The sequence below is a fragment of the Amycolatopsis circi genome (assembly GCF_003385235.1).
Lineage (GTDB): Bacteria > Actinomycetota > Actinomycetes > Mycobacteriales > Pseudonocardiaceae > Amycolatopsis > Amycolatopsis circi.
Map to the genome: position 1 here is coordinate 1 of NZ_PQIA01000201.1, position 12,474 is coordinate 12,474.

The following is a 12,474-nucleotide window of genomic DNA, read 5'->3' on the forward strand; positions in this document are numbered from 1 at the left end:
GCCCGACCGCCAGCAGAGCCTCCCCGTCCAGCTTCCGGGCCGCCACGTGTCCGCCCAGTTGCCGTCGATGCGACGCGAGCGTGCTCGCCGCCAGCGAGGCGATCAGCGGATCCCGGCCGCGCCGAAGCGGGTCGAGCAGGTCCGCGGCCGCCGCGTACCTGCCGCGCGCGCCCAGCACGATCGCCGCCAGGAGGCGTTGCCTTGGCGAGCCGTCGCGAGGTATCGAGTCCGCCGACCCGGCGTCCGAGCCGAACGCGAGGGCCGTCAGCGCTTCTTCGTCCACCCGACCTTTTTATCGCGGAGCACCGACAAGAACGTGCTCCACGCGGTCCGCCGCCGCGGAAAGCTCCCCGAGCAGCTCGACTTTCGGCGGCAACAAAGCCGGATCCCAGCCGGGGCCGCACGCGAAGAGGCGGGTCCGCTGCCGTCCGCGAGACACGCGTGCGAAAAGCCGAGGGTCGGCGTTCGCCCGGTTCGCCCACAGCACCACCGCGGCGGGCGCGCTTCGCCGTACCGCCACTGCCAGCACTTCTTGCGGCAGCGCGATGCCGAAGAGCTGCGCGCCGATCCTTCGTCCCGCGAGAGCGGCCGCGAGCGCGTACACCGGCATGTTGTCCCGTTCGTCCGGCACGCACGCGAGAAGAACAGGCCGTTGGTTGCGAGGCTCGTCGAGGACCGGCGTCGCACGTACTAATGCCGCGTACACGCACTCAGCGAGCAGGTACTCCACTTCCGCGCCTGCGTGCACGCCTCGCCACCGCGCACCGAGCGCGGTGAGAACAGGGTCGATCACGCCGGACCACGCCTGAAGCACGCCTAGCTCGCGGATGGCATCGACGAGCATTCGCTGGACCGCGCCGACGTCCATCGCCAACGCAGCAGTACTCAGACGACGCGCGAGCCGCGAAGGGACTTCGACGTCAGCGGCCTTCGCCTCTATCGCGTCTGCGGGCTCCGCAGGCGCTGGCACGAAGTCCGCGCGCGGCATCTGCTCTAACGCGTACTGCGCGGCCTCCGCCGTTGAAGCGCCGCGAAGGAGCGCGCGCTGCATAAGTTCGAGACGGCCGATGTCAGAGCTGCCGTAGCGGCGATGTCTGCCGTCAGTGTGGCGACTGGGGCCGAGGCCGTAGCGCCGGTCCCAAGTACGCAGGGTGGACGGCGCGACACCGAGCCGGCGGGCGACCGAGGCCACTGGCAGGGTGGGTTCTCCATCGCCTGATCCGGATCCCACCCGGTCAATATCCAGCCCGCTCGCGGTAACGGCAACCCGAGCCAAAAGCCCAGCTCACACATCTGGGGGATGCCTAACGGCTGAATCGCCGCCGATCTATTGAACAACTATTGGCGCGCTTCTAACGTTACCGCCGTTGCACCGAATGGAGTATCGGCACCACAGCAGAGCAGCTAATGGCATCGACCGGATGACGGAGGCGGTCAGGATGGCAGACACGCGCAGGCTCCCCGGCCCCAACGCAGACATGTGGGACTGGCAGCTGGAGGGGTCGTGCCGGGGGATGGACAGCGGATCCTTCTTCCACCCGGACGGAGAGCGGGGGCCGGCGAGGGCACGGCGCGAGGCCAGGGCCAAGGCGATCTGCCTGTCGTGCCCGGTGCTGGAGATGTGCCGCAAGCACGCGCTCGCCGTGCACGAGCCCTACGGCATCTGGGGCGGGCTGTCCGAATCGGAACGAGACCACATCATCAAACAGGACAAACGCGCGTTGACCATGGCGCACGTCTGACTTCACTCACGGCGCGGAAGGGGCGGTGTCCACAGTGGACGCCGCCCCTCCGCCGTTTCCGGGCCACATCGAGAGCGCGAGGTCGATGACGGTCATCAGCGAGTCGAGGCCGACCCCGTCGCGCGCCTGCATGGTCAGTCCATAAAAGACAGTCGCGTAGAGCGCGCCGAGCGCGTCAGTGTCCACAGTGGCCGCGAGGTCGCCTTCTTCCACTCCGCGGCGAAGGCGCGCGCAGATCTGGCGTCGCACATTGTCCCGCGAAGCAGCGAGGAACTCCCACACGGACGCGTTGGCTGGCGTGCAATTCGTAGCCGCGAGAACCACCATGCACCCCTTGGGATGCCCTGGTTCCACGTACGCGCAAGCGTTGTTGCGAAGCATCGCTTCGACCGCCGCGCGCGCTGTCGGCTCTTCGGTCAGCGCGCGCATCGTGTGCCGTCCGTGCGCAGACTGGTAGTGCCCGATCGCTTCGCGGAACAGTGCTTCCTTGTCCCCGAAGGCCGCGTACAGACTCGGCGGCTTGATCCCCATCGCCTCAGTCAGCTCCGCCAGCGACGCGCCGTCGTACCCGCGCTCCCAGAACACCAACATGGCCTGGTTGAGCGCCTGCTCGCGGTCGAACGCGCGCGGGCGGCCGCGGGGTGACATGGACCACCTTCTTTAGTGAGCGATACAGAATCCTTGACCCGGCCCATCGTACGCGGCTATTTATTTATCTATCACTACAGAAAGAGGTGGGGGGCATGGGCACCCTGGACGGCAAGGTCGCACTGGTCACCGGCGGCAGCCGCGGGATCGGCGCGGCGATCGCACTCCGGCTGGCCGAGGACGGCGCGGACGTCGCGATCACCTACGAACGCGCCGCGGACCGGGCGGCGGACGTAGTCGCGTCCATCGAAAAACTCGGCCGCCGAGGCTTGGCCCTGCAGGCGGATGCCACGGACGCGGACGCCGTGACCAGCGCGGTCGACCAGGCTGCGGCCGAATTAGGCGGGCTGGACGTGCTGGTGAACAACGCCGGAGTGTTCCCGGTGGCACCGATCGACGAACTGACGACGGAGACGATCGACCGCACGCTGGCGATCCACGTAAAGGCCCCGCTGCTGGCGGCCAAGGCAGCGGCACGGCACATGACCCGAGGCGGCCGGATCGTGTCGATCGGCAGCGACCTGGCCGAACGCATGCCGTTCGTCGGATTGAGCCTGTACGCGGCGAGCAAGTCGGCGCTGGTCGGGATGACCAAGGGGCTGGCGCGGGACCTGGGGCCGCGCGGAATCACGGCGATGGTGGTCCACCCGGGCTCGACGGACACGGAGATGAACCCGGCGGACGGGCCGCATTCCGGGAACCAGCTGGCGCACATCGCGTTGGGGCACTACGGAAATACGTCGGACATCGCGGCCGCGGTGTCGTATCTGGCGGGGCCGGATGGGCGGTATTTGACGGGGACGTCGATCACAGTGGACGGCGGGTTTACTGCCTGATCTCGCCTTGGTGGGGAGCCGCGGTCTTAGGGCCGCGGCTTTCCGCGCTTCTGCTCCGCGGCGTGAAGTTCCGCGCGCTCACCGCGACCTGCCGCCGCGCTGGGCAATCGTGCGGTGCGCCCGCCTGCGTGACGACCCGGACGCTTGGTGGACCGCGTACTTGCGTGGACGCGGCACCCGAACGCCGCCACCGCCAAGTCGCGAAGGCCAGCCTTCACGCCGCGCTCTCCTTTTCCACAGCACCGCAACAAAAAACGGGGCGGCACTTCCCCAAGGGAAGCGCCGCCCCGCGAAAACGCAAGCGCAGCCGGAACCGCGTCAGTGCGAGTGGCCGTGGCCAGCGGCCTCCGGCTCCTCGTCGACCGGCTTCTCGACCACGGAGCTTTCCGTGGTGAGCACCAGCCGGGCGATGGACGCCGCGTTCGCGACGGCCGAGCGGGTGACCTTGACCGGGTCGACGATGCCGCCCGCGATCAGGTCGGTCAGTTCGCCGGTGGCCGCGTTGAAGCCCTGGCCCCAGCTCTGTTCCTTGACCTTGTTCACGATGACCGCGCCCTCGTGGCCCGCGTTCGTCGCGATCCAGTGCAGCGGCGCGGTGAGCGCGTCGCGGACGATGCGCACGCCAGTCGCCTCGTCGCCGGTCAGGCCGAGGTCGCCCTCGAGTTCCTTGACCGCGTGCACCAACGCCGAACCGCCGCCGGGCAGGATGCCCTCTTCGACGGCCGCCTTGGTCGAAGCCACGGCGTCCTCGATGCGGTGCTTGCGCTCGTTCAGCTCGGTCTCGGTGGCCGCGCCGACCTTGATCACGGCCACGCCGCCGCCGAGCTTCGCGAGCCGCTCCTGCAGCTTTTCGCGGTCCCAGTCGGAGTCGGTGGTCTCGATCTCCTTGCGGATCTGCGCGGTCCGCCCGGCGATGTCGTCCTTCGTGCCCGCACCGTCGACGATCGTCGTGTCGTCCTTGGTGACGACGACCCGGCGCGCCTTGCCCAGCGAGCCGAGGTCGACCTCGGACAGCTTGCGGCCGATCTCCGCGGAGATCACCTCGCCGCCGGTGACGACGGCAAGGTCGTCCAGGAACGCCTTGCGGCGGTCGCCGAAGAACGGAGCCTTGACCGCGACCGCGGTGATCGTCTTGCGCAGCGAGTTCACCACGAGGGTGGACAGCGCCTCGCCGTCGACGTCCTCGGCGATGATGAGCAGCGGCTTCTTCGCCTCGACGACCTTCTCCAGCACCGGGAGCAGGTCGGCCAGCGACGAGATCTTCTCGCGGCTCAGCAGGATGTAGGCGTCCTCGAGGATCGCCTTCTGGTCCTCCGGGTTGGTCGCGAAGTGCGCCGACAGGAAGCCCTTGTCGAACTGGACGCCCTCGGTGATCACCAGCTCGGTCGCCAGGGTCGACGACTCCTCGATGGTGATCACGCCGTCCTCGCCCACGCGCTCGACGGCCTCGCCGAGCAGCGCGCCGATCGCCGCGTCACGCGAGGTGACGGTGCCGACCTGGGCGATGTTGTCGCGGCCCTTGACCGGGGTGGCCTTGGCCTTGAGGACCTCGATGACCTTCTCCGCGGCCGCCTCGATGCCCTTGCCGACCGCGGTCGGGTTGGCGCCGGCGGCGACGTTGCGCAGACCGTGCTTGACCAGCGACTGGGCCAGCACCGTGGCGGTGGTGGTTCCGTCGCCGGCGACGTCGTTGGTCTTGGTGGCGACGCTCTTCGCGAGCTGCGCGCCGAGGTTCTCGAACGGGTCGTCGAGCTCGATCTCACGAGCGACGGTGACGCCGTCGAGGGTGATCGTCGGGCCGCCGAACTTCTTGTCGAGGACGACGTGGCGACCGCGCGGGCCGAGGGTGACCTTGACCGCGTCGGCGAGCTTGTTCACCCCGCGCTCGAGCGCGCGACGAGCGTCCTCGTCGAAACTGATCTGCTTGGGCATAACGCTTTCCGCTTACCTTTCGGTTGTCGTGCGACGCAAAACGCCCCGCACCCCGGCATGTGCGGGGCCCGGGGCGTCCTTGCGCTGCGAGTGACGCGTCAGTTGATGACGGCCAGCACGTCGCGGGCGGAGAGGATCAAGTAATCCTCGCCGTTGTACTTGACCTCGGTGCCGCCGTACTTGGAGTAGATGACGACGTCGCCGACAGCCACGTCCAGCGGAACGCGGTTGCCCTTGTCGTCGATGCGGCCCGGGCCCACGGCCAGAACCTTGCCCTCCTGGGGCTTCTCCTTGGCGGTGTCGGGGATGACGAGGCCGGAAGCGGTCGTCTCCTCGGCCTCGCTCGTCTGGACAACGATCTTGTCCTCGAGCGGCTTGATGTTCACGCTCACCGGGTTGACCTCCACGGTCGTCGAAAGCGTCGGCATGATGACTGGTTACGGCTCATACCACCCCCGCCGTCGCGGGTGCCGGGGCGTGTCCGGGCCGTTCATTTAGCACTCTAGCCATGGGAGTGCCAGCTTCGCAAGGAGGGTCCGCTCACGAGCCGGAACTCGGGACGGAAGCCGCTGACCGGCGGCTTTGTTCCAGGCGGATTCCGCACCCCCGGCGCGGCGCGGCAACCCGCTGCTCACCGCGCCCTTGTCCGCCGCCCAGGCTCCCCGGGCGCCGCCGCGTGCCCGATCGGCCCCCATCCGGCGGACAAACCCCACCAAGTCCTCTCGCTCCTGGTTGGATCCGCACAGACAGGCATCTCACTCCTGGAGTCCCTATGCCCCGCTCACTCCCGTGGCGCCTGGCCGCTGCCACCACCGGGCTGCTGGCGCTGGCCGCGATCACGGTCACCGTCCCGGCCTCCGCCCAACCGGCCAACGAAGCCCGCCAGCGCGCCTTCGCCGACGCCGCCTCCGAATTCGGCGTCCCGCTGGACGTCCTGCTCGCCACCTCCTACCTCGAATCCCGCTGGGACACCCATTCCGGAGCCCCCAGCACCGCCGCCGGCTACGGACCGATGCACCTCACCGATGTCCGCACGACCGGCCTGCGCACCAGCGAATTCGACGACCCCGACGAAGACCCCCGTGGCGACGACTCGCGCCCGACGCTGCGGCTGCAGGCGCTCAAGCCGTCCACTCCCCCGCCCGGCAGCCAAACCATCGACAAGGCTGCCGAGCTGCTGCACACCGACGCCGCGAAGCTCCGTACGGACGCCGAAGCGAACATTCGCGGCGGAGCGGCGCTGCTGGCCCAGTACCAGCGAGAGCTAGGCGTCAAGAGCGACAACGCGAAGGACTGGTACGGAGCTGTCGCGCGATACAGCGGCTCTGAAGACGTCACTGGCGCGCGCACCTTCGCCGACGAAGTCTTCGCGACCATCAGCAGCGGCATTGCGCGTACGACCGACGACGGCCAAGCAGTCAAACTCGCCGCGACCTCCGGCCTCACCCCGGACCGCACCCAGGCGGATCGCCTCGGCCTGCGCGCCGGACAACCGCCGGCCACCGAGTGTCCGCGGTCGATGTCCTGCGAGTCGGTGCCCGCGCCGTTCCAGAAGATCGGCGACAGCTATGGCAACTACGACCAGGCTGTCCGCCCGCGCGACCAGAAGATCGACTACATCGTCATCCACGACACCGAGGGCACCTGGGACTCGGTGATGAAGCAGGCCCAGACCCCGGGCCAGACCGCGTGGCACTACACGGTCCGCTCGTCGGACGGCCAGGTCGCCCAGCACGTGCCGACCAAGGACGTCGGCTGGCACGCCGGGAACTGGTACCTGAACGCGAAATCCCTCGGCGTCGAGCACGAGGGTTTCGCCGCGCAGGGCACCTGGTTCACCGAGGCGATGTACCGCCAGTCCGCGAAGCTCGTGCGCTACCTCGCGCACCGCTTCGGCGTTCCGCTGGACCGCGCGCACATCCTCGGCCACGACAACGTGCCCGGCCCGAACGCGGACAAGATCAAGAGCATGCACTGGGACCCGGGCCCGTACTGGGACTGGGCGCATTACTTCGACCTGCTCGGCGCCCCGCTGGAGCACGACGGCTCGCCGGATTCCGACCTGGTCATGATCGCGCCGGAGTACTCCGCCAACCGTCCGGTGTTCACCGGCTGCGACAAGATCGGGTCCGGAAACCCTTGCCCGGAGCGGAGTTCAGGCTCTGTCGTGCTGCACACCGAGCCGAGCGAATCCGCGCCGCTGCTGTCCGATGTGGGCATGCACGGGCCTAATCCGTCCACAATGGACGTCTCGGACATCGGCAGCCGCGCGGCCACCGGCCAGAAGTACGCCGTCGCGGACACCAGGGACGACTGGACCGCGATCTGGTACCTCGGCCAGAAGGGCTGGTTCCGCAACCCGGACGACGCGCCCACCGCGTATCCGGCCGACGGGTTCGTCGCGACTCCCAAGGAGGGCAAGGCGACCGTGCCGGTCTACGGGAGCGCGTACCCGGAGGCGGGGGCCTACCCGAAGGACATTCCGGTGCAGGAGCTCAAGCCGCTGCCGTATCAGCTCGGCGCGGGCCAGAAGTACTCCGTCGGCGGGCTGACCGGCTCGGAGTACTACTCGGCGTCCTTCGACGTCGCGACCAACAAGGTCGTGAAGGGCAAGTCGAGGTACGTGGAAATCCAGCTCGGCCACCGCGTGGCGTATGTCAGCCGCGACGACGTCGACCTCGAGCCGACGTCCTGACCACCCCTCGTGAGTGGCTACGCCGGTTAGAACCGGCATAGCCACTCACGAGTCCAGGGCCACTTTCACGCCAGTGCTGGCCTCGGTGTTGCGCCGGGTCTTGGCCCAGCCGTTGCGCCCACGCACGAGCCGGAACAGCGCGCGCCAGGACGTGATGTAGAAGGTGTAGATGTAGGCCGCGTACAGCAGGCCCATGCCGATTCCGCGGAAGATGTTCTTGCTGCGCAGGCATTTCATCTGATAGATCGGGCCCCACACGACGAACGGCAGCAGCCCGAACGAACCGTAGATCGCGAACAGGATCCAGGCACCGCCGGTGAACCACGTCCACACCTGGCCCGGATCGCCCGCAGTGCTCACGAGAAGCAGGATGAACGGCACCGGGTACAGCAATGAGCCGAGCAGCTGCATCCACGGCTGCGCCAGGTAGTACATCATCTCCGCGGCGCCCAAAGTAGACACATGCGGCGAGTCCCAGATCCGGCGCAGGTACCGCATGCACTGCATGGTTCCTTGGCCCCAGCGGGTGCGCTGCACCAGGAAGCGGCGCAGGCTGTACAGACCTTCTTGCGCCACATGCGAATCCGGCGTGAACCCGGTGCGCCAGCCCGCGGTGAGCAGGTGCACGCCGAGTTCGAAGTCCTCCAGCAGCGAACCGCGCCACGGGGCCAGTTCGTCGCCGGCGATCGAGTCCAATGCGGACAGTCGCGTGAACTGTCCGTTGCCGCCCATGGAGATCGTGCCGGTGAAGCCGCGCGACGTCTGGATCGCCGCGATCGCGGTACGGAACTCCAAGTCCTGCAACTGGGCGAGCTTCAGCCCGAACGCGCGGGAGAACCAGGTGCGGCCCGGCGGACGGCTGCGGAAGTTGCTCATCCGCACGTCGAGCTGAACCGCACCGACGGTCTTGTCGCCGAACAGGTGGTCCGCCGCGCACACCTCGAGACAGTTGGCTGCCGGACGGCCGTCCGCGTCGACCACCACGACCACCACGCGGTCGCGATCCGCCTCCGGGCCGAGCCAGTCGTCCAGTTCGCGGTAGGCGGCGTTGAGCGCGTCTCCCTTGCCGGTGCGCGCTTCCGGGCGTTGCCGGGCGACGAGGTGCAGATTCGCGTCGTAGCCGCCGTTGCGCCGCCACACCGAGCGCACGACGCGGGCGGTGCGGTCGTCCGAATCGTCGTCCACGACCCACACGTGCGCGCGGCGGAAAGTGCTGCGGAGGTACTTGACCGTCTCGCGGATCACCACCTCCTCGTCGCGGCAGGGGACGAAGAAGTGCCAGGAGAAGTCGGCCGGATCGCCGACCGGAGCGGGCTTGCGGCGCAGGTACGGCACGACGATCACCACGACGTACACGAGGAACGCGACGCTCATGGTGAGCGCGAACGCCTGTGTGACCGACAGCAGGATCTTCAGGCCGGAGTCGCTCACGCCGCGGCCCGCTTCTCGGCCTTCGTCTTCCTGGTCGCCAGCCAGACGAAGAGCACCAGCGAGATCGCGCCGCCGATGACGCTGACCAGCGAGCCGAGCAGCGTGTGGCCCCAGTAGTAGCCCTCGTCGGTGCCGAGTCCGTTGACCAGCCCGACGATGGTGAAAATCCGTAACTGATTAACCAAAATCACCGCGATCGCGGAAATCCCCAGCGAGAAAAACAGCCGTCGGGCATTTTGTGGTCGGAACCACAGAAGTGCGGCGGTCACTAATAGCAAGGGTAGAAGAAGGAAAACCGACGAGCATTCCGGAGTCATCCGCAACCCGAATGGAGTATCGCCAGACAACCCGAAGTAGACCGATTCGCGGTTTCCGGCCACATAGACCCCCGATGAGGTGAAAACCCGGAGGAGGGCACCGGCCAGTTGCACCTCCAGCTCGCGGTACCCGCGTTCCACGAGCACCAGCACCACCCCCGCGGCGAGCACCCCGAACACCGCCATACGCAGCGGAAACCGGGATGCGCCTGACCCCGGCGTGTTGACTGCTGTCACGACGACCCTCTCGAGAAGAAACCCAGCGGAACCGGGGCGGACCCGGCCACGGTCGTGTCCGCGCCGGTCTCCGCCCTTCGCCGGGCAGCCCCATTCCGGGGACACCCGAGCACCTTTCGGCATATTCTTACTCAAGCTTGCTACTCCGTTAGAGTGATGCTTCACGCAACCTGGGGAAATGCCGAATTCGTATCACCCGATGTGGTGATCCGGCGAAAAATCTGTGCAATTTCAGAAACGTTCTCCGATAACCGATCCGCGTGCCGACTCTTGCTCAGCGGGATTCGTCCGTGCAGCGGCTCGCCCTGAGAAAAATCGGAGGACCAGTGAAGAGACACCTCGTGCGACGAGGCGGAATGCTCGCCGTTGTCGTGGCGAGCATCGCCCTGGCCGGAGCTGCTCCGGCCAGCGCCGCTCCCGGCGACGGGTCGGCCTACGGCGTCGACGTCAACGTGACGCTGCTCGGCCAGCCCGCGGTGCATCTCGGCCCGCTCGCGGCCGCGAACACAGGCGGCCCGACGGAAAGCACCGCGGTCTCCGCGAACGTTCCCGGCGTGCTCACCACCGGCGTGATCAACGCGTCCGCCGTGCGCGACGACAACTCCGGCGCGGTCACGGCGAAGGCGTCCGTCGCCGACGTCGGGCTGCCGCTGCTCAAGGCCGCCGTCGGCAATGTCGGCGCGAAGGCGGTCGAAGCCGTCTGCACCGCGACCCAGGAAGGCGTCAAGGGCAGCACCACGCTGGTCGGCGCGAACCTCGGCAGCCTCGGCAACGTCGACGCGAACCCGGCGGCGAACACCGAACTGAAAGTCCAGGTCGGCCCGCTGCACGTGGCGACGCTGATCCTGAACGAGCAGATCAAGAACAAGGACGGCAGCCTCACGGTCAACGCCCTGCACCTCAAGCTGCTCGGCGGCGTCGCGCTGGGCGCTCTCGGTTCGGGCGACGTGATCCTGTCGTCGGCGACCTGCGGTCCGGCTGCTCCGCCGATGCCGCTCGCCTCGGGTGCCGGCATGTGGATCGGCTTCGGCGTGCTCGCCGCCGTCGCAGTGCCGGTCGGCCTGCGCTTCACCCGGCGTCGTTCGGCTGCCTGACCCGATGAGGTGATGGATCGATGTACAAAATGCCTGGCGCCGGGGTCGGCGTCGCCGGTGGCGGGGTGGGCACCCTCGCCGCCACCGGCGCCGACGTCGGCTGGTGGCTCGCGGTCGGCATCGCGCTGGTGATCCTCGGGATCGCCGCGTTGGTCGCCGTCCGCCGCCGGAATCGGCGGTTCTCCCGCCTGGACGGCTGAAGAATCCGGGCTGCCGGCGCGAACCCGCCGGCAGCCCGGTTTTCCGGGACACTCGAAAGGGTGAAAACGTTGGACGTGATGCTGCTGGCCGGGACGCGCCCGGAGGCGGTGAAACTCGCACCGCTCGCGCTGGCCCTCGACGCCCGCCCCGGGCTGCGGCCGCTCGTCGTGCACAGCGGTCAGCACCAGGGCATGGTCGAGCAGGCGCTGGCCCCGTTCGAGGTCGAGATCGACGCGTGGCTCGACGTGCCGCCGCGGGTGTCCGGCACGCAGGCGGAACTGGTGTCCGGCCTGCTGCCCGCGCTCGACGCCGCACTGCGCCGGTACCAGCCGTCGGCGGTCGTCGTGCAAGGCGACACCACCACCGGACTGGCCGGCGCGCTCGCCGCGTTCTGGCTCGGAATCCCGGTGGTGCACCTCGAAGCCGGGCTGCGGACGCACGACCTGACATCGCCGTTCCCCGAGGAGGGAACGCGGCAGATGATCTCGCGGATCGCGGCCCTGCACCTGGTTCCTACGGCCCCCGCAGGTGCGGCGTTGCTGGCCGAGGGCGTGCCAGCGGAGCGGATCACGCGTACTGGCAACACGGTTGTCGACGCTGTGCTGGCGGTGGCCGCGCGCGACTTGCCCGCCCGTGATCCGGCGCTTGCCTTGCTGGAGATGGGAATCGCCGAGGCGGGCGAGCAGTTGGTGCTGGTCACGTCGCATCGCCGCGAATCGTGGGGCGAACCGTTGACGCGCACGCTGACTGCGGTGCGTCAGATTGTTGACGCTCATCCGCGCGTGCAGGTGCTGTTCCCGGTGCATCCGAATCCGGCTGTGCGGGAACAGGTCGAGGAGGTGCTGGGCGGGGTCGCGCGGGTGACCGTCACCGAGCCGTTGGAGTACCCGGATCTCGTGCGCGCACTGCGGTTGGCGTCGCTAGTGCTGACGGATTCTGGTGGGATACAAGAGGAAGCGCCGACGTTCGGTACGCCAGTGCTGGTGTTGCGTGACACGACGGAACGCCCGGAAGCGGTCGAAGCCGGTTGCGCTTGGCTGGTCGGCACCGATACGGGGCTGATCACCGATACCGCCGCGCGGATTCTTCGCGGGGAGATCAGCGCTGCCGCGTCAGCGAATCCTTATGGGAACGGCTCCGCTGCGGCACGGTCTGCGTTGGCGATTGAGGCGCTGCTTGGGGTGTCCGTTGATGCTGCTGCTCTCGTGAGCGGCAATCCCGGTTAGAACCGGCATACCCACTCACGAGCCCTAAAGGGACACCACGTTAACCGGCAGACCCGGGTTCGCCGAAAAGTCCAACGGTGCCACCGCCCGCCCCGCCGCCACCACATGCGCGCCC

General features: G+C 68.4%; 12 protein-coding genes and 1 pseudogene. 6 read left to right on the forward strand and 7 right to left on the reverse strand.

Annotated features, from left to right (window positions below):
* Positions 1–283 (reverse strand): annotated as a pseudogene (locus D0D37_RS43485) (hypothetical protein); the annotation flags it as partial.
* Positions 284–292: 9 nt separating this feature from the next.
* Complete coding sequence (locus D0D37_RS43490; protein ID WP_208720548.1) at positions 293–1,192, reverse strand: MerR family transcriptional regulator; 900 nt, start codon at positions 1,190–1,192, stop codon at positions 293–295.
* 247 nt (positions 1,193–1,439) lie between these two features.
* On the opposite strand from D0D37_RS43490, the gene D0D37_RS43495 reads away from it, so the two are divergent.
* The gene (locus D0D37_RS43495) at positions 1,440–1,742 is read left to right on the forward strand and encodes a WhiB family transcriptional regulator (protein ID WP_037716465.1); all 303 of its coding nucleotides are present in this window, start codon (positions 1,440–1,442) and stop codon (positions 1,740–1,742) included.
* Positions 1,743–1,748: 6 nt separating this feature from the next.
* Here the strand turns inward: D0D37_RS43495 and D0D37_RS43500 are convergent, their stop codons facing one another.
* Positions 1,749–2,390: a TetR/AcrR family transcriptional regulator gene (locus D0D37_RS43500; RefSeq protein WP_116206406.1), complete on the reverse strand. Its 642-nt coding sequence runs from the start codon at positions 2,388–2,390 to the stop codon at positions 1,749–1,751.
* A 95-nt stretch (positions 2,391–2,485) separates the two neighbouring features.
* Here D0D37_RS43500 and D0D37_RS43505 point away from each other — a divergent pair, with 95 nt between their 5' ends.
* Positions 2,486–3,226: an SDR family NAD(P)-dependent oxidoreductase gene (locus D0D37_RS43505; RefSeq protein WP_116206407.1), complete on the forward strand. Its 741-nt coding sequence runs from the start codon at positions 2,486–2,488 to the stop codon at positions 3,224–3,226.
* Between the two features lie 318 nt (positions 3,227–3,544).
* Here the strand turns inward: D0D37_RS43505 and groL are convergent, their stop codons facing one another.
* Positions 3,545–5,158 (reverse strand): chaperonin GroEL, encoded by a 1,614-nt coding sequence (groL, locus tag D0D37_RS43510; RefSeq protein WP_116206408.1) that lies wholly within the window; start codon positions 5,156–5,158, stop codon positions 3,545–3,547.
* A 98-nt stretch (positions 5,159–5,256) separates the two neighbouring features.
* A complete protein-coding gene (gene groES, locus D0D37_RS43515; protein ID WP_009072407.1) occupies positions 5,257–5,550 on the reverse strand; it encodes a co-chaperone GroES in 294 nt (97 codons plus the stop codon).
* 380 nt (positions 5,551–5,930) lie between these two features.
* On the opposite strand from groES, the gene D0D37_RS43520 reads away from it, so the two are divergent.
* Positions 5,931–7,853, forward strand: coding sequence for an N-acetylmuramoyl-L-alanine amidase (locus D0D37_RS43520; RefSeq protein WP_116206409.1), 1,923 nt, complete (start codon positions 5,931–5,933; stop codon positions 7,851–7,853).
* A gap of 45 nt (positions 7,854–7,898) precedes the next feature.
* Here D0D37_RS43520 and D0D37_RS43525 read toward each other — a convergent pair whose 3' ends face one another.
* Entirely contained in the window at positions 7,899–9,227 is a 1,329-nt protein-coding gene (locus D0D37_RS43525; protein ID WP_116206413.1) for an XrtP-associated glycosyltransferase, read from the reverse strand.
* A gap of 53 nt (positions 9,228–9,280) precedes the next feature.
* The gene (gene xrtP / locus D0D37_RS43530; protein WP_116206410.1) at positions 9,281–9,787 is read right to left on the reverse strand and encodes an exosortase P; all 507 of its coding nucleotides are present in this window, start codon (positions 9,785–9,787) and stop codon (positions 9,281–9,283) included.
* Between the two features lie 377 nt (positions 9,788–10,164).
* Here xrtP and D0D37_RS43535 point away from each other — a divergent pair, with 377 nt between their 5' ends.
* The 3 genes from D0D37_RS43535 (at position 10,165) to wecB (ending at position 12,359) form a co-directional block, all read left to right on the forward strand.
* Positions 10,165–10,932 carry a choice-of-anchor protein CoaP gene (locus D0D37_RS43535; RefSeq protein ID WP_116206411.1) on the forward strand — a complete coding sequence of 256 codons (768 nt, stop codon included), beginning with the start codon at positions 10,165–10,167 and terminating at the stop codon, positions 10,930–10,932.
* 20 nt (positions 10,933–10,952) lie between these two features.
* The gene (locus D0D37_RS43540; RefSeq protein ID WP_116206412.1) at positions 10,953–11,132 is read left to right on the forward strand and encodes an LPXTG cell wall anchor domain-containing protein; all 180 of its coding nucleotides are present in this window, start codon (positions 10,953–10,955) and stop codon (positions 11,130–11,132) included.
* Between the two features lie 69 nt (positions 11,133–11,201).
* The gene (wecB, locus tag D0D37_RS43545; protein ID WP_116206414.1) at positions 11,202–12,359 is read left to right on the forward strand and encodes a non-hydrolyzing UDP-N-acetylglucosamine 2-epimerase; all 1,158 of its coding nucleotides are present in this window, start codon (positions 11,202–11,204) and stop codon (positions 12,357–12,359) included.
* Positions 12,360–12,474 lie beyond the last annotated feature (115 nt).

What these genes read in the sequence shown, in the direction of transcription:
- groL (WP_116206408.1), bottom strand. Translation starts at nt 5,158, where the DNA reads ATGCCCAAGCAGATCAGTTTCGACGAGGACGCTCGTCGCGCGCTCGAG.
- D0D37_RS43540 (WP_116206412.1), top strand. Translation starts at nt 10,953, where the DNA reads ATGTACAAAATGCCTGGCGCCGGGGTCGGCGTCGCCGGTGGCGGGGTG.
- D0D37_RS43495 (WP_037716465.1), top strand. Translation starts at nt 1,440, where the DNA reads ATGGCAGACACGCGCAGGCTCCCCGGCCCCAACGCAGACATGTGGGAC.
- D0D37_RS43520 (WP_116206409.1), top strand. Translation starts at nt 5,931, where the DNA reads ATGCCCCGCTCACTCCCGTGGCGCCTGGCCGCTGCCACCACCGGGCTG.
- D0D37_RS43525 (WP_116206413.1), bottom strand. Translation starts at nt 9,227, where the DNA reads ATGAGCGTCGCGTTCCTCGTGTACGTCGTGGTGATCGTCGTGCCGTAC.
- D0D37_RS43500 (WP_116206406.1), bottom strand. Translation starts at nt 2,390, where the DNA reads ATGTCACCCCGCGGCCGCCCGCGCGCGTTCGACCGCGAGCAGGCGCTC.
- D0D37_RS43505 (WP_116206407.1), top strand. Translation starts at nt 2,486, where the DNA reads ATGGGCACCCTGGACGGCAAGGTCGCACTGGTCACCGGCGGCAGCCGC.
- xrtP (WP_116206410.1), bottom strand. Translation starts at nt 9,787, where the DNA reads ATGGCGGTGTTCGGGGTGCTCGCCGCGGGGGTGGTGCTGGTGCTCGTG.